Source organism: Neolewinella persica DSM 23188, assembly GCF_000373105.1.
In the GTDB taxonomy this organism is placed as follows: domain Bacteria; phylum Bacteroidota; class Bacteroidia; order Chitinophagales; family Saprospiraceae; genus Neolewinella; species Neolewinella persica.
In genome coordinates this window covers 1-17,581 of sequence record NZ_KB890426.1, presented here as the reverse complement: position 1 = coordinate 17,581, position 17,581 = coordinate 1, and the positions used below count along the sequence as shown (strand labels likewise).

General features: G+C 52.8%; 10 protein-coding genes. 5 read left to right on the top strand and 5 right to left on the bottom strand.

Going from position 1 to position 17,581, the window contains the following annotated elements; translation table 11 throughout:
• Nucleotides 1-2: 2 nt before the first annotated feature.
• From B036_RS0110355 to B036_RS0110340, 4 genes are all read right to left on the bottom strand, one after another.
• The gene (locus tag B036_RS0110355; RefSeq protein ID WP_026231862.1) at nt 3-1,676 is read right to left on the bottom strand and encodes a hypothetical protein; all 1,674 of its coding nucleotides are present in this window, start codon (nt 1,674-1,676) and stop codon (nt 3-5) included.
• A gap of 31 nt (nt 1,677-1,707) precedes the next feature.
• Nucleotides 1,708-3,018 carry a M48 family metalloprotease gene (locus B036_RS0110350; RefSeq protein WP_020568640.1) on the bottom strand — a complete coding sequence of 437 codons (1,311 nt, stop codon included), beginning with the start codon at nt 3,016-3,018 and terminating at the stop codon, nt 1,708-1,710.
• 114 nt (nt 3,019-3,132) lie between these two features.
• On the bottom strand, nt 3,133-3,864 hold the full coding sequence (locus B036_RS0110345; RefSeq protein WP_020568639.1) for a hypothetical protein: 732 nt from the start codon (nt 3,862-3,864) through the stop codon (nt 3,133-3,135).
• A gap of 5 nt (nt 3,865-3,869) precedes the next feature.
• Entirely contained in the window at nt 3,870-5,099 is a 1,230-nt protein-coding gene (locus B036_RS0110340; RefSeq protein WP_157472117.1) for a M48 family metalloprotease, read from the bottom strand.
• A 443-nt stretch (nt 5,100-5,542) separates the two neighbouring features.
• Between B036_RS0110340 and B036_RS0110335 the strand changes: the two genes are divergently transcribed.
• A complete protein-coding gene (locus B036_RS0110335) occupies nt 5,543-6,556 on the top strand; it encodes a zinc-binding dehydrogenase (RefSeq protein WP_020568637.1) in 1,014 nt (337 codons plus the stop codon).
• Nucleotides 6,557-6,761: 205 nt separating this feature from the next.
• The gene (locus B036_RS0110330) at nt 6,762-7,208 is read left to right on the top strand and encodes an Hsp20/alpha crystallin family protein (protein ID WP_026231860.1); all 447 of its coding nucleotides are present in this window, start codon (nt 6,762-6,764) and stop codon (nt 7,206-7,208) included.
• A gap of 267 nt (nt 7,209-7,475) precedes the next feature.
• Here B036_RS0110330 and B036_RS0110325 read toward each other — a convergent pair whose 3' ends face one another.
• A complete protein-coding gene (locus B036_RS0110325) occupies nt 7,476-8,201 on the bottom strand; it encodes a class I SAM-dependent methyltransferase (RefSeq protein WP_020568635.1) in 726 nt (241 codons plus the stop codon).
• 483 nt (nt 8,202-8,684) lie between these two features.
• Here B036_RS0110325 and B036_RS0110320 point away from each other — a divergent pair, with 483 nt between their 5' ends.
• The 3 genes from B036_RS0110320 to B036_RS0110310 all read left to right on the top strand — a co-directional run bounded on the left by B036_RS0110320 (nt 8,685) and on the right by B036_RS0110310 (nt 17,261).
• Nucleotides 8,685-10,118: an amidohydrolase gene (locus B036_RS0110320; protein WP_020568634.1), complete on the top strand. Its 1,434-nt coding sequence runs from the start codon at nt 8,685-8,687 to the stop codon at nt 10,116-10,118.
• 767 nt (nt 10,119-10,885) lie between these two features.
• Complete coding sequence (locus B036_RS0110315) at nt 10,886-14,170, top strand: VPS10 domain-containing protein (protein WP_211217385.1); 3,285 nt, start codon at nt 10,886-10,888, stop codon at nt 14,168-14,170.
• A 400-nt stretch (nt 14,171-14,570) separates the two neighbouring features.
• A complete protein-coding gene (locus B036_RS0110310) occupies nt 14,571-17,261 on the top strand; it encodes a PKD domain-containing protein (protein ID WP_026231859.1) in 2,691 nt (896 codons plus the stop codon).
• Nucleotides 17,262-17,581 lie beyond the last annotated feature (320 nt).

Below are 17,581 nucleotides of genomic sequence, written 5' to 3'. Positions count from 1 at the left end.
AATTATAATTTTCCGGTTGAATTGGTGCGTACCATTAGGGTACGGATATTACTTCCCCTGCCGATTGACCCCCCAAGGAGGAAGCCACCGTCGTCGGTTAAAGCCACGTTGAAGAATTCGCCCGCCTCCTCCGTGGTTAAAAATGTCTCCTCAATTGAGGGGATATTGGAAAAGTCTATCCCATTAAAGACAAGCAGTACAGGCTGTCGGGAGCTGAAGGTCCCCCTATATCCGACCAGAGCCAGTTGCCCATTCACAAATTTGGCACCCTTAATATTAGTAAGATTTATCGTTTGTTCGGGAAGTTGCTGGGTGAGGTTTTCAACCGCATGGATAATTGTGTTACTGCCCGCTCTCCCGATTAGCAGGAAGTTCTCGCTATCAGTTTTCACCAGAAATGGTGATTTGAAATCTTCGCCTAGGAAAGTTAAACTACCGGCAACTAAGTCTAAACTTGCGTTTAGCCTAAAATAGCAACTGCGCCCCTCTACGATACCTGTAACTAAGTATTCATCGCTGAGAGTAATGATGTCCAAGGCAACGTTATCAGGGTTCCCGGTGAAGTGATAGTCCTCACCTTGCAGAATGAAACTCTCGCTCAGTCTCACAAAGGCCATCCCCTGAACACCTGAATTACTCCCGCTTTCCCTACGGGTACTGCCGCATACAATAAAGCCTCCGTCTAAGCCGGCTGTAATGCCAGAACCAAATTCGGTACCGTTGGTTCCTACGCGAAAGGTTTTATCCAGGCCCAGGCTAAAGTCCTGTCCAAAGGAAGCCAGGTAAAAGTCGGAGTTAGTGCTACTAAAGGAAACATCCCCAATTACGATTGGACTGCCATTAATGATTTTACAGTTTCGCCCAATGGGTTGATCATAGCCCCTGGGCACATTGTGTGCATCAAAGGAGTTAACATCATAGATACCAGCCCGGCTCACCTTAAAAGAATGGGTACTCGCCTCATTATTACCGATTGCACTGAAGCTACCATCAGAGTTTTCTCTCAGGCATAAAATGTTGTCTAAATCCTCCATCCCCTCCTGGTCTCCAAGCAGAACAAACGTATGAGGCTTTACCGTGATCGTTTTTTCGGTGGTGACGGTCCCATTGATATTTGTGGCAGTCAGACCGATCAGGTATTCGTTGGGAGCATCATTTAAGGCAACCATCACCGTATCCTCGTCGGCGTATTCATTGGAGTCGTTTGGAATGGACCAAGTCCAACTTGTAGCAGTTCGACTTAGGTTTTCCTGCCACAATTTGATCGTGCAATCCCCCACGATGCATTCCATACGGCTGGCACCGATGCTTGCGTCAGGCAGCTCACCGTTTATGTTAAAGGATTCATCCAGGGTTTGATCACAACCGGAAAAATCAAAGCTGACGTTGACCACAACGTCATAATCGCCGCCTGAATCGAAGGCGTAAGTGAATTCTGAGGTATTAAAATTTTCAGTTACAATAGACTCACCAGACAACGTCCAGCTAAAGCGGGCATTATCCAGGTTTTCTACATTTGCCAACCTAAAGGTCCGTTCACAGGGTAAATTGCAGTCGTCAAAGATTATCGCAGTCACCTGGCTACAAGGTGCCAGCACCTCCAGGTCAGAACAGGCAAAAGCTCCACTGATCAATAGCGACAGCCCCACCAGAACGGTATATAAATGATGTTTCATGGTTGTTGGATTGTTATCTGAGCGATTGATTCTAATTACCGATGGTCAACCGGCCACCTATTCCGTTTTCTCCGAAATGGAGGTTGGCAATGCGACCACGTTTGTCTTTGAGGTATCGGTCAAATAGATAGGCGGCGCCTACTGCCGTGCCTAAGGCACCGAAGAACCGGGCGGTCTGCGCCTGACGATGTATGTCATTCGCAGCAGCGTATACTTCATCCCGGCTAGGGTTACTGCCCTGGTAAATGTCGGCAGTTTCGTTCCGAAATTCGGCATAGGTGTTATCGTACAGTTCTACAGATTCTCTTTTTAGTTTACCTGCGCGACTGAAGGATAAGCCTCCGAGGGCAAGGAGGGCAGCACCAGGCGTATACTCCCAAACCGCACGGGCCTTTGGCACCCGGTTTTCCTTGAAGGAAGCAAGCCCGAGCCTGGCGGATTGATTAGCTTGTGCTTTGGAATAACCGTCCCTCGCAAAGTGCCAAATAGCCCTTTTCTCTTTTCCCGGTTGGTTCGGATCTGATTGCCACTCGATGCTTCGGGGAGACAAGTCGTCCAAACGAGGGGTAGCCATCATGGTCTTGTACCTGTTTTCACCAGGTAAATTATCCATATCATAGGTAATTACCATAACGTCTCCCATGATACGTCCTCTGGCATTATTGATAAGATTACCACTGCTTTTCAGTTTGTCCCCAAACTTGAGAACAATGGTTTCACCGCAGGGATCTACCAATTTCCCCTTAAGAATGTCCTGATTCCGTTGACGCCAACTAGTAGCGATCATTTGCTCCCGGGCAGAAAGCGGGGGATAAAGCGGATCCTTAATTGTTGAATTCAGATTTCTGATGGCAAATAATGCCTGCTCTTGTGTAGAACATAAGCTACGGAGTATTGTGCCAGAAAACTCATCCGCTTCAAGTTCGTATCTCGCTCTTCTATCAGGATCTTTTTCTCCTAAGTCGTGTCCTTGAATAAGGTGGCCAAGTTCATGAGCGAGGATGCTATAAATGGCATATTCCTGATTAACATCCTGCCGGAATTTGTTGATAAAAAGTTCATTATAAATGATATAATTAACTTCTCCTTCCTTTGTCGCCATTGCACTATTTACATTACCGGCAATTACCTGAAATCTCTTATGAGAAATGTTAACTATATCCAGTATTTTTTTTACAATTTGCTGTGCATCTTCAGAGGGAGCATACCCATAAAAATCAGACATGTTATTAACGCCATGTGTGTAGTTACAACCTTCTTTTAGGTCTAACCGAATTTGGCCCGTCAGAGACGAAGAAAGAACTGCAATAATTATGGTTAGAATGCTTGATTTAAAAAACATTATTTCTGTATTTTATTTATAGATAATGGGTATCGTATTCAGTCAGGTCTGCCCTGAGTACTCCGTGTTCTTCCAGGAAGGAGATTATTAATCTTCTTCTTTTTCAATTCGGGCTTAAGCCCGTCTGATCAGTTCCATCAAAGCCAGGGTTATTTTATTTCTTTCGATACCTGCCTCCTCGTGGGAAATGATGTTCATACGTATGCTCTTTTGGTGCTCCTGGTAGCGGGATTGAAGGAGAATGGCTTCGTTCAGATCACCAACGTCACTTTCTTTGATGTGCTCGACGGTGAGGTCGATGGCCGTTCCAACATCCCCTTTTTCAATTCGCTCAAAAGCTTTTTCCCGGAAGGGATTATGCCGTTCCGCCCACCGTTCTGCTTCCTTTCCGGCAACTTCTCCGATCTCGTGCTGCCGGGAAAGAAAGTTGGCATTTTTGCTCCACAGGGATAGGGCATATCCGGCTAGCAGAAGCCCTTCCAGAGGCAGCAGCCACAAAAAGGATTGGTAGCGATACGCGACCATGCTGCGTGCCTCCCGGGTCGCCCAGCCCTCGGCAAGAAGAGTAAGCAACACCAGGAATAAATAGGCGGCGGTGGACCATACCAACGTTCGATGATTGAACCGTGGGATGATCCGGGCAGACTGCCGGTCCCGCATAGTAGCCACCACCAAAATAACCAGGCCGGGCAGCGTGGAGAGGAGCAACCATGACCAGGCAAGCGCCGTCATGCCCTCCACGGCTCCCGTTATGGTTTGGACCAGCGTTACGGCAAACAAAACGGCGAAGAAACCGAGCCATATCCGTAAACACCGGCGTTTGGTTATGCTGATTAAGGTCCACATCCCACTTAACGTTTTCGCCGACTCAGGGCCTGCTCCAAGCCTGATTTCGTAAGATGATCTATGACCGGAAGCCTGTTTTCACAGTATTCCCGGATGCGCTGAACCGCCTTCGAAGCCGTAAACTCATAGATGAAGACCGATGCCTTATGCTGAGAAGAAACGGTGTCTTTGCCAATTTGCACCGGTAGCCTGTCCCCTCCGGAGCGAAGCCAGTCCTTAGCCTTGCCCGAATCCATTTTCTCCGATTCCCTGGGGACGTTTTGGTCCGACACCACGAAAACAAACAGTCGGAAATACCCCTCGCGGGGCCGAAGCAATTTCGATAGGTAATCAAGGATTCCTTGATAGTCGGTGCCGGCGGGGTAATCCTCCCAGCGGTCCTCCCCTTTCAGGGCCTGCCCATCCGCATTGATTTGTTCAATCGGCGTCAGGATGGCGAAGCCGTTTGGCACGTGGAAATAGCCATGTCGGTCATAGCCCAGTTGTTGTAGGGCGACCTGCAACAACTCATCTACATCCGCCAGGGTCTCACAACTGGCAATTACTTCCTGCGGAAAATGAAACGGCCGGGGACAACCGTGTAATTTAAAGGCGGGGATGGGCAGGGCATCCTGGTTCTCCTTACTGTCCAGGTAACCAAGGTTGGCGTTGGACCTTACCAAACCTTCCTCCGCCAGCCAACCAGCCGAAACAAATTCTGCTCGCTTCCTCGGCGCATACAGGCTGTCATATGCAAAGCTTTCCAGTCCCATCAGCTCCAGGCTGAAGGGGAGGCTCGTAAAGGCAGGCAAGTGGAACAAGGCACGCCCCATGAACTCGTCGGCGGCGGTTTCTTCTTTCAACCGGAATTTCCCGTCCAGACGATGATTCCGGGCAAAATGCCCCACTTCATGGGCCAGGGCCACGTAAAGCAGACGCGGGTTCTCGTCCAGCAACCTTTGCGCATAAAGCGGACTATAGAGCAGATAATTTTTGGTGCTGTCTCGCACAGCACCAACCGTCGGCACGGTGGCACTCACCACCTCGAAATCTTGTTCCACGCCGGTGACGGCGCAGATTTCAGCCACCATCGCTTTCACCCTTGGTTCTTCGCCAAAGGAATACAAGCGGTCGTTGAAATTTTCCACGGAGTACAGGCAGTGATGGAACAGGTCAATATCCAGCGATTGGGCGACCACAGAGGCACCCGTACAAAAGAAATAAAACCCGAAGAGCAACATTTTGGGTATTCGCATAGCAGTGATTAATAAGGATACTGGACGGCTTTGTATCCTTGCGGAAAAGCACGTTCGATGTATCTCGAAGAAATAATAAATCAGGCCGTAGTTACCTTGTCGTGGCCCTTAGGAGAAGGCCAGTGTTGTGTGTTGTGAATTAGGCGGCACCAATGTTTAAGGCGCCGATCTTTTCATGCAATTTCGGGGAATATATTTGAACACAATAGTAACTTTAGTTATAGAGGGAAGTATACCTGGTTTAGTTTTAAGGACGGTGTGTAGGGAGAGATTACCAATCGCGCGGTGGTTGGAAGTAGCAAAAGCAGACGCTCATCATTAGGCGCGGACGCAGGTGCAGTGGGAAGGTAGGTTGGCAGTGTAAGGTCAGCCTTGCAAGTAGGCCCAATAGGCCCAACCGACGACCAGCTAACGCCCGATATAGATCCCGTACCTTCCCCCTCATGACCTACGAACTCACCGCCGGCTCCCTAGCCAACTTCAAACTTGTAGACCGACCATTACCGCCGCCCGCTCCGGGCGAAGTATCCATCGCAGTAAAAGCCATCGGCCTCAACTTTGCCGACGTCTTTGCCATCTGGGGCTTGTACAGCGCGACGCCGGAAGGAACCTTCACCCCGGGGCTGGAGTATGCCGGCTACGTGACGGCAATTGGGGAGGACGTGGAGGACATCGCGGTAGGCGATGCCGTGATGGGCGTCACCCGCTTCGGCGCCTACACCACCGCCCTGAACATCGACCGGCGCTACGTGCTGCCCCTACCGGAAGGTTGGTCCATGGCCGAAGGCGCAGCCTACCTCGTGCAGGTACTGACGGCTTACTACGGCCTGGTGAACCTGGGGCAGTTGCAGGCCGGGCAGACGGTGCTGATCCACTCCGCTGCGGGCGGAGTGGGCACTTTTGCGGGCCGGATCGCCCGCCAATTGGGCGCCTACACCATTGGCACCGTTGGCCATGCCGATAAGGTGCCCTACCTGCAACGAGAAGGCTACGACAACTGGATCGTTCGCAACAAGCGTACCTTCAAGACGGACTTACAGCGCGCGCTCGGGGAGCGGGAGCTCCACATGATCATGGAGTGCATCGGTGGGAAGATTTTCTCCGTCGGTTTCGAAGCCCTGGCGCCGATGGGGCGGAGCATCGTTTACGGCGCAGCGCGCTATGGCTCCGTGGGTAACCGCCCCAACTATCCACGGCTGCTGTGGCAGTACCTGACCAGACCTAAGATTGACCCACAGAACCTACCGGAGATCAATAAATCCTTAATGGGCTTCAACCTCATCTGGCTGTACGAACGTGCGGAGCTGATGCACAATATCCTGCAGGAACTTACGGCGCTTGACGTTGGGCGACCGCATATTGGCCATCGCTTTCCTTTTGCAGAATTGCCCGCAGCAGTGCGGACTTTTCAGGGAGGGAAGACGGTGGGGAAGGTGGTGGTGGAGGTAGAAGAATAGGACGTGGTAGTTCTACGGAAATATCCCGTGGAGGCGGAAACAGGTGCAAACTTAGGGTAGCGAAGCGAAGCTGCAGCAGACAGTACGCCCGGCTACCTTTCGTGTTTCGGGTAAATGCGTAAAATCATCCAATCCTTTGATCGGTATCATCCAACCCGCAGATAGCGAGGCATAATTTAGTGGTCTAACTAAATCCATTCTAATCATGAGGTTTCATCCCGATATACAGACTTACCGCGAAGATCGGCGCCGTGGTATGCTTTCTTCTCCCGCCCGCCGTAACTTTTTTATGGGTAGGTCCTTCTTCGATTTGGTCCACGAAGAGGAAACAGCTCCAATGAACGTAAAAAAGACGGAGAAGGGGTTTACCCTGGAGATTGGACTTCCCGGCTTTAGCCGCGACCAAATCGAAGTGAGCGTTGCGGACGATATCCTAACCATCCGCGCCAGCAAAAAGGAAGAAAGCAGTCAGGAAGGAGAGTACCTGGTGCGGGAATTACATACGGAGTCCCTGGAGCGCCAGTTGTCCCTCCCCCCCGGGCTGGGCAAGGAAGAAATTCGGGCGAAGTATGAAAACGGCTTACTCCGGTTGAAAATTACGGACATTCCCGAGGAGCAGGAAAAGGCCAGTAAGGCCATTCCTGTGGAGTGACAATCAGGCTAATTGATTATCAAATCAAAGCGTCCGTAGCATTTTTTCATCCAATGCATCTTTCTGCTGGCGCAGCCGCAGAAAGTTCATCGGATGTAAGGAAAACATTTGTTTCCGACCTTCGTGGAGGACCAGTACTGAAAACCTTCAACCATCAGTACTGCTTTTCCCGAACTACCTTTGCTCCCATTCATCGGAAACTGATAATTGCCCGGAGAGTAGCTCTGCGGGACTAATGTCAGTATCCATGGAACCCACTTTCGACCTTCACGGCTTCACAAAAACCATACAATGCTGCCAGGGTAGATTAGCGATGTTTTCCCGCAACCGCAACCCAACCGATTTCATCTCCAGCACGGCCTGTTTTTCCGACATTTTGTGCAACAGCTTTATCGGTACCTGGGGGTCTTCCATCCGGTACTCCAGCAAGACGAAGCGACCATCCGGTTTTAGTGCCCTGACAATCTCCTGCATTATCTCCCGAGGATGGGATAATTCGTGGTAAACATCTACCATGATGACCAGGTCGACCGAGTTCTCGGCCAACTGGGGACTGGTTTCGCTGCCCTGAACGAGTTCTACATTCTCGATGCCCTCTTCCGAAATCTTGCTGCGCATGATGGACAACATTTCCGGCTGCAGGTCCACGGCATAGACTTTGCCTTTGGGTGCTTGCTGCGCCATCCTGAACGTATAGTATCCGGAGCCGGCCCCGATATCTGCTATGTGCTCGTCGGGTTGAATCCCCATGTTTTCAATGGCCTGACTGACGTTTTCCTCGCGTTCGCGCTCCGGACGCTCCAACCAACTGGCCGCCAGGTGGCCCATTACGTAACTGATTTCCCGGCCCAGATAATACTTGCCAGTACCGTTACGGGAAGGTGATTGATAAGTATAAGGGTCACCTTCCGCCTGCACGGAGTTATTTTGTTGGGCGCCGCAGCCGGTGAAGACCGGTAAAAAAAATAGAAGAATCAAAAGGCGAGTGGGCATACTATTTTATATGGTTGTAAAAACGAGACGGGCCAGGGCCTGATTTGTTTTCAGAAAGCCAGGGTAATTGCCCACGCTCCCATTACGCACGGGGTTTATTCAGTGGGTAAGCGGAGCCGATTGCTTCGTGGCTTAGGCGGAAGGGCTACGTTACCAACCGCTACGGGCTGCGTGCCTTCGTCCACCTGATAAGATGCGCTCTACCTAAACCGGAACGGTAACATTATCGCTGTCCACCCGCAATCCTTTCGGAAATATGGGGTCAATAGTATCCACCGGGAAGCTTTCCTGGGCGCGGGCGCAGGAGCAAAGAAGGGGGACCAGTAGCGGTAGCTTTTGCCGCCTGCTGAAGACCCGGGCAGCGGCTGCAACCACCGCTACTCCCTGAGGGCGACAAGCCTCGTCCGGTTATCGTTTTGCCCTAAAATCTCATTGGCGCTACGAAGATAAATTCCTAAATTACTCCCTCCAAACCAACGCTTCATGATTACCCGCCTCCTTCCTACCCTGCTACTATTAACTTTTCTCTGCACCTGCGTGCGCGCCCAAAGCAAGCTCAAAGCTGAGGTACGCGCCGGCGTTGCCGCCCAGTACGAGCAGTTGACCGACCTGAGCGACCGCATCTGGTCTTACGAAGAAATCGCCTTTCAGGAGGCGCAATCTGCCGAGGCGCTAAAAGCTTATGCCCGCGCCAACGGCTTCCGGATTGAGGAAAACATCGGCGAGATCCCCACGGCGTTTACCGCCGAATTCGGCTCCGGAAAACCTGTGATCGGCATCCTCGGGGAGTTCGATGCGCTCCCCGGGCTTAGCCAGGAAACCGTTCCCCGTAAGCAGCCGCGCAACGAAGGCGGAGCCGGACATGGCTGCGGCCACAACCTGTTCGGCACCGCTAGTTTAGGAGCTGCCACTGCAATTAAAGAGATGATCGAAGCGGGGAAACTAAAAGGTACCATCCGTTTCTACGGCACGCCCGCCGAAGAGAAGTACTTCGGGAAGCTATGGATGGTCCGTGCTGGCGCTTTCGACGACGTAGACGTGGTGATGGACTGGCACCCCTCCGCCCAAACCAAAGTGGGCGTACAAACGGGCCTCGCGCTGGTCGACTTTGTTGTCGAGTTCCGTGGTCAGGCGGCCCACGCCGCCTCCGACCCCTGGAACGGCCGCGATGCCTCCGACGCGCTGGAGCTCTACGCCGCTGGCATCAACTACTACCGCGAGCACGTCAAGCCCAGCGTCCGCATCCATTACGACATCCAGCAGGCCGGTGAAGTCGTCAACGTTGTACCCGATTACTCACGCATCTGGACCCGCGTACGCGACGGCAACAACGAAGGCGTGCAGGTGGTGTATAAACAAATTCAACGCATTGCCGAGGGTGCGGCCATGATGGCCAATGTGGACTATGAACTGACGCTGATTTCCGGTATACACGAAGTGCTCGTCAACCGGACCGGTGCCGAGGTACTGCAACGCAACCTCGAAGCGATGGGCCCGATCAGCTACACGGAAGAAGAGCAGGCCTTCGCCCGCCAGATTCAAGCAGCGGTCAACAAGCCAGAGATCGGTATTGAAAGTAAGATTGAACCGCTGGAGGAAACCCTCTCCGTCGCCGCCGGTGGTTCCACGGACGTGGGTGACGTGAGCTACGTCGTGCCCGTCATCCGCCTGCGCGCCACCACCGCTCCGAGCGGTACGCCCTGGCATAGCTGGGCTGTCGTCGCCTGCGGCGGTATGAGCATCGGCCACAAGGGCATGCGCTACAGCGCCGAGGCAATGGCAATGACGATGATCGACTTGTTTACCGACGCCAAGCTGCGGGAAAGCATCAAGGCTGAATTCAAGGAAGACATTGGCGACTATGAATATAAGCCAATGGTGCCGGCGGGGCCGCCACCGGTGGATAGTAAGTTTTAGGAGAGGGGGTTTCAAAAGGCTAGCGTTGAGTTTAGGTTACGGCAATTTTTCCTCCAGAGTTTAACCGGAGAGCAAAGGAGGATAGGTTTTTACCAAAACCTTGAAAAATTCAAAATCACTTTTCGCTAATCAGAGTTGATGCAGGCACACTTTAAGGCTTAAATACCTTGATTTACGGGTAGTTAGGGCAGGTCTTTAGCTACCTGGTGCAGAGCCAGCTGTTTCCGGCGTGCAGCTGCGCTTGCGGGCTAATCTATTATCGACTTACGCCAATACCAGCAGTTCAGTTTCATCTGTACTTTCTGCTCAGGCAGAAGTGGTCCATCGACAGTCGCACATTATTGCCTCATACGTACGGATGCCCGCTGGTCAACCAAACCCTTTCGCTTTGCTTAAGGGCTTGGCTGACGCTACGGGGTCCTAGTGCTGCGTCAAGTTTAAAATTGGCACAATCTGCGGCATCTTCTCCCAACTGGCTGCGTTGCTCAAATCCTCACTTAGCTCCGGTTTGAGCGCCTTACCAACTGAAAAAATCTACCAGCACCTTGTGCACAAAATCAAACTTGACGCAACACTAGGCGAGTCGTGCCCCCCATGGCGTCCTCAGTCCGGAAACTGCGCAGCAGTTAAAAGGGCTAAGGGTCCCGCGGGCGTCCGGGTGGAAATGGTTCAAATCCTGCAATTTGTTATCCAAACGATGAGGAGCAATGGAGGTGAGGTTTGCCTATTTCCCTGTATATTTCGATCCAAACCAAAAAACCACTCAAGTGCTACGTACCACCACCATTTTTCTGCTACTCATACTCTCCGTTAGCCTGTCGGCCCAGGAGGACAAAAAGGACGAAGACAAGGATGCCCGCTACGAAGCGTCCTGGAACAGCCTTTCCTTCCGGTCCATCGGCCCGGCCTTTACGTCGGGGAGGATTGCCGACTTTGCCGTTAACCCGGATAACCCGAGCGAATTCTACGTCGCCACGGCAGCCGGCGGTGTCTGGAAAACCACGAATAAGGGGCTCGAATTCAAGCCCGTTTTCGACAGCCAGGGATCTTACTCCATCGGTGTGGTGGAGATGGACCCGAATAACCACAACGTCGTTTGGGTGGGTACGGGAGAGAACAACAATCAGCGCAGCGTGGCTTATGGCGACGGCGTCTACAAAAGTGTCGACGGCGGTAAAAGCTGGAAGCACATGGGCCTGAAAAATTCCGAACACATCGGGATGATCGCCGTGGACCCCCGCAACAGCGATGTGGTGTATGTTGCCGCCACCGGTCCCCTGTGGAGTGCCGGCGGAGATCGTGGCCTCTATAAAACTACCGATGGCGGTGAAAACTGGGAGAAGATCCTGGACATCAGCATCCATACCGGCATCCACGAGGTACATCTTGACCCGCGTGATCCGGACTTGGTCTACGCCGTGGCCCACCAACGCCGTCGGCACGTATTTACCTACATCAGCGGCGGTCCGGAATCGGCCGTCTATAAATCTACCGACGGAGGAGAAAACTTCCGCAAGGTCATGAAGGGCATGCCCGGGGGCGACATTGGGCGGATTGGTCTGGACGTTTCGCCGGTCAACCCGGACGTAGTGTACGCCGTCGTCGAAGCCCAGGAGGATAAGGGGGGATTTTACCGTTCTACTGACCGGGGTGAAAGCTGGGAGAAAAGGAGCAAATACAGCTCCAGCGGAAACTACTACCAGGAGGTGATCGCTGATCCGGTGGAAGTAGATCGCGTTTACATCATGAACACCTTCGCGGCCGTCAGTTCCGACGGCGGAAAGAACTTCGATAACGTTGGTGAGAAAAATAAGCACATCGATAACCACGCGCTGTGGATCAACCCAAAGAACCCTGATTACTTACTGAATGGTAACGATGGTGGCGTTTACGAGTCCTGGGACCGGGGTCAAACCTGGCGCTTCTTCCCGAACCTGCCGGTGGCACAGTTCTATAAGGTAGCCGTCGATAACGACTACCCATTCTACAACGTCTACGGTGGCACCCAAGACAACTTCAGCTTCGGCGGTCCGAGCAGAACCACCGAGCCGACTGGCATCACCAACCGCAATTGGTTCGTTACGACCCTGGGCGATGGGTTTGAGCCGCACGTAGACCCTACTAATCCGAACATCGTCTACAGCCAATCGCAGTACGGTAACCTGAGCCGATTCGACCGTGCTACGGGGGAAACGACCAACATTGTCCCCCAGCCCCCCAAGGGAGACTACTCCTACAACTGGAACTGGGACTCTCCCCTACTGGTGAGTCAACACGACCCCAAGCGCGTCTACTACGCCTCTGACCGCGTGCACCGCTCGGACGATCGTGGCCAAAGCTGGCGCGAGGCCAGTGGTGACCTGACCCGTGGCATTGACCGCAATAAACTCAAGGTAATGGGTAAGGTCTGGCCGATGGATGCGGTAGCCAAGAACGCGTCAACCACACCCTATGGCAACATCGTGGCCCTGGCAGAATCTCCGCTCAACGAAAACCTCCTGTATGCCGGCACGGACGACGGGCTCGTCCACGTCTCCACCGACGGTGGCCAGAACTGGACCCGGTACGACAAGTTTCCGGGTGTGCCGGATACGACCTACGTGAACGAAATTATCGCTTCCGCCCACGACGAGGACGTCGTTTACGTCGCCTTTAACAACCATAAAAACGGCGATTTTAAACCCTATCTGCTCAAGAGTACGAACCAGGGTAACAAGTGGAAGTCTATTGCCGCTAACTTACCCGAGCTTGGCTCCGTCTACGCCATTGCCGAGGACCCGAAAGTGGCCGATCTGCTGTTCGTGGGCACAGAATTCAGCTGCTTCGCCACCGTCGATGGCGGCAAATACTGGCGTAAACTCAGTAGTGGATTACCAACCGTAGCGGTTCGGGACATCAACATCCAGGAAAGGGAGAACGACCTGGTGCTGGCCACCTTTGGCCGTGGGTTTTACATCATGGACGATTATTCCGCCCTGCGCGAGCTGACGCCGGAAGTACTTGAAGAAGAAGCGCACCTGTTCAGCGTCCGGGATGCTTTCCAGTACCTGCCCTACAGCCCGATTGCGGCGAGTAATACGATCTCCTGGCTTGGGCCCAAGGGCTTCCAGGGGGAAACCTACTATCTGGGGGACAACCCCGAGTTCGGCGCGGCCTTCACCTATTTCCTTAAGGAGGGCTACAAATCTCAGGAGGAAACCCGGGAAGAAGCCGAAAAAGAGCGGCGTAAAGAGGGCGAAGACGTTTTTTATCCCACTTATGATCAGCTGTCTGCCGAAGCGGAGCAGGCGGCCGCCTTCATGGTTTTCACCGTTCGAGATGCGAACGGGGAGATCGTTGATGAAGTCCGGTCCAGTCCTAAAAAAGGCATCAACCGCGTTAACTGGGACCTGAAGTACCCGGACATCGACAACGTCAATAAAGGCAAAGACGATCCGACGAGTAACCTCTCTTCCGGCATCATGGTCCTCCCCGGCGACTACACCGTGGAACTGGCTAAAAGCATTGATGGCGCGATCACCAAATTAGCTGGCCCCGTCTCCTTTAAAGTCAAAGACCTGAAGCGACGGACCCTGCCGGCTACCGACCCGGCTGCCATGCTGGCCTACCACCGCGAGCTGACCGACCTGTCCAAAAAGTCCAATGCCATACGCAGCACCTACAACGAACTGGACGAGCGACTAACCTACTACCGCGCCGCCCTGCGTTTGGTAGATCGCCCCACCCTAAACAAACAAGTCGATGCGCTGGAGGATAAGCTCAAGGCCATCCGGATCCAACTCTACGGTGACCCCATCAAGCGCCAACTGGAGATGGACCAGGCGCCTTCCCTCTCCAACCGCATCAACACGGCCATTTATACGGGCATGTCTTCCCTCTCTGACCCGACGAAAACTTCGGTCATGGTTAAGGCTGTTGCGGAGGAGGAGCTTGGTCCGGTGATGGCTGCCCTGCGGGGGATCATTTCGGAGGATATTCCGGCCATTGATAAGGTATTGGATGGGGCTCGGGCGCCCTGGACGCCTGGTCGGGGGATTGGGACCGGGGAGTAGGGTTCCTTCTCTCATTTCCGATTTTTTGCACCTGCGGCCGCGCCCTAATGTTTTGGGCGCGGCCGCAGGTGCAAAGGAAGTTTTTGGGGCAAAGTATGGGCCAGCAATTTTGGGTTCCTGACGGACGTGCATCCGTATTTGTCCCCTACAGATCGGGGATGCATCCGCTACGCTTTGCCCAGCAGGATGGCTTCTTGCCAATTAGGGGTTAATCGGCAGCCAACGTGTCAATGTGCCATAGCTTAACGACTCAGGAGCGTTGGACGCGCCGGAAGCCTGACGCGTCAAAGCGTCCTATACCCACGCGAAGAAAGTCATCCTGCCCTGGTCACGCTTGCGCATCCCGTTACTTATATCATTAGAACCCGTTAAATGAATGACGGTGACAAACCCTATTGATATGCGCTTATTTACCCTACTATTTTTTCTTTTTTCGATCTCCCTCACCGCCCAAAGGGACGGCACTAGAGACCTCCCGACGCGTGCGAACTGCACCGAAGGCGGTTGCATCGTCAACGCTGGCCAGGACCAGGTCATCTGCTCCGATGGCGCACTGGTGCTGCGCGGCGAAAACAGCGAAGATTTCGCCCAATCCCTCAACGCCGTTTGGGAAGCCGCACCCGGTAATCCCGTTGGCCTCACCATCAACGACCCAAACTCCCTGGTCACCGCCGTCTCCGCCGCCAATGGCACCTACCCACCCGGCACGTACACTTTCTCCCTCACCGTTTCCTGTACTGATGGGTCGACTTCCTGCAGCGAAACCTCCGTCACTGTCGTCGAACTACCTGACATCAAACTGATCATACCGGAAACGCCGGAATGCAGCAACACCGTGTTTTTAGCGCGGAGTGGGGAGTTGCCGGAGGGGGTGACGGACCTACTGGTATTTTCTCCCCCATCTAGTGTTTCTTCTATAGAGGAGGTACCTGGCGGTTTTTTAATTACCCGAAACCCTGGTTCAGGGTGCGCACTAAACTTTGAATATACAATTTTCGGAGGAAGTTCTTGTCGGGCTTTTCAATCGGGAAGGCTTGAAGTAGTTGGCCCCGTCAGCCCTCCTAACGCACGAGCGCTAAATGTTAGTTGTGAAACGAATACGATATCCGGAAGACTTTGGTTGCTTGACGCTAATACGGGATGCTCTGAATATTCTATCACCGCGACTTCAACTCCGGTAGGTGTCACTGCTGGTGATGTAGTTTATTCTCAGATAAATCTAGATCAGTTTGTTTATAATTTTTCCGCCCCTGCCGGAGACTATACGTTTGAGCTTTCTTTTACAAATATTTGTGGCACCGTTTCGTCCTCAATTGATGTCACTTGCCCGGATATAGATTCTTGCTCAAGAATACCTTCCAGTAGTCAAACAATTGTGCGGAGATTTTGTGGTAGCCTTACCGATCTGTCCACCGTGCAGTTAACAGCAAGGGAATACACGGATGCAAGATATGAATGGAGCATTTTTAGGGTACCCGAGTGGCTGCATCAGGAATTAACTTTTGACGGCGCTCAGGCCACGGTAAACCTAACAACTATTGGTACTCCGGACCCTGAAAACACAGGCATTACCTACAGAGTACTGATCTACGATGAACTTAGGCCTGATTGTCCGCCCGCCGTGCAGTTTGTAGGAATACGAGTTCCCTTCCCTATTGGAACAATTGACGACAGGGTGAATATTAACTGTGGAGTGGGCAGTGTTTATCCCCTTTCAAGGAACTTACCGCCAAATAGACAAAGAGGGTTTCAAATTTTAAGTCACCCTGTAGGATACACTGGAGTTACAATCGGAGATACTGGCGATCAGGAGGGAATTTTGCAGCTAAGCCAGATTGGAACTTATGAGATAGTATTTGAGTATCGAACCAGAGGTTTTGATGACGTAATTAATGAGTTTGTTACCTGCAACCCCTCAGACACCTTCACCATAGTAGTAGACGACATCCCCAACATCGACGCCGGCTCCGACGCCATCATCTGCGACGACAACATCCAGCTGAATGGCTCCACGCCCCGCAATGCCGCCGGTTTTCCCGTCGACATCAACATCCTCTGGGAGCCCGTCGAGGAGTACCCCGGTGTCACGATTTCCGACGCTACCATCCGTAATCCCGTAGTCACCGGCCTGATAGCCGGCCAGTCGTACACCTTCCGCTACGCCTTCCCCGGCGACCCGAACTGCGAAAAAGAAGACCTCGTCACCATCACGGTAAACGAAAAATGCGACGAAACGCCCGACCTTACCTGCGACCTCACGCTAAGGAGTCGCTGTACCATATGTGGCTGTGGCGAGGACGTATTTGTCGCCACTGCATACGACAGCAATGGTGACCGGCTGGACGTCGACGTTTGGGAAATTGAATGGTTCATTGGCGGCGAGCCCGCCATCACCGGTGTGCAACGCAGCTACATTTCCCGCCACTACGAAGGACCGACTACCGTAACCGTCATCGCCACCACTGAGCTGGCCAACGGCGAGAAGTGTACCCTGGAACGAACCATTGCCGTGAACTGTGCCGGAGATTGCCCGATTCTCTCCTTCGAATACGACGACAAGTCCTGCGAAGAAGACTATTTCTACGGCGAGGTCACCATCGTGGACCAGGCCGGCAACCCCGTTGTATTCGCCGGATTTGACTGGTACTCGGATGGTGGTTCCTACGATGACAACCCCTACCTGCTCTTTAGTGAACCGGGCGAGGTCGTACCCGTTACCGTCAGCTTCTATTCCCCTTACCGCTGCGAAGTGGAAATGGAATTCGAGCCCAACTGCTTCAAAGGTGATGACATTAGTAAGCGCGCCGCCCCACAAGACCACTCCGGGTACACCACCTCGCCGCTAACCACCAGCGTGTACCCCAACCCCGCTGATCACAACGAGCCCGTCACCGTTCACTTCGGGGAGCACGTCCCCGCCAGCCTCGGTATCATGGACCTCAGCGGTCGTATAGTCTTCCAAACCCAGCTTCCGAAAGGCGCAAGGGAGTATCGCCTCTCCCCCACCTCCCTACCTACCGGCGTTATGATCGTCGTGCTACGCGACGAGGTTGGCAAGGCACTGGATTCTCAGCGTTTTGTGGTTCGCTAGTATAGTGTAATAACAGCCCGCCAGGGAGCTATCCAACCGTTTTCACAAACATGAGTCATCCCGAATTTTGGCGATGACAAAAAATTAGGCCTTTTGTGTATTTTCGAGGAGTTCTCACACTTCAAGAAAAACTCAAAAGGCCTATGTTTTTAAAGTTACTGCAAGATAAAGCAACTACTCCAATAAAGCGAAAAGCAGGTCCATTTCTCCTTCGTCAAGTAGATCGTTACACCCGTCAGATAAGGGTAGATTTGGATGCTGCTATTGATAAGCGACTGGTGGGGACTTTTTTCAACCTATTCGTCATCATTCTTATGTTT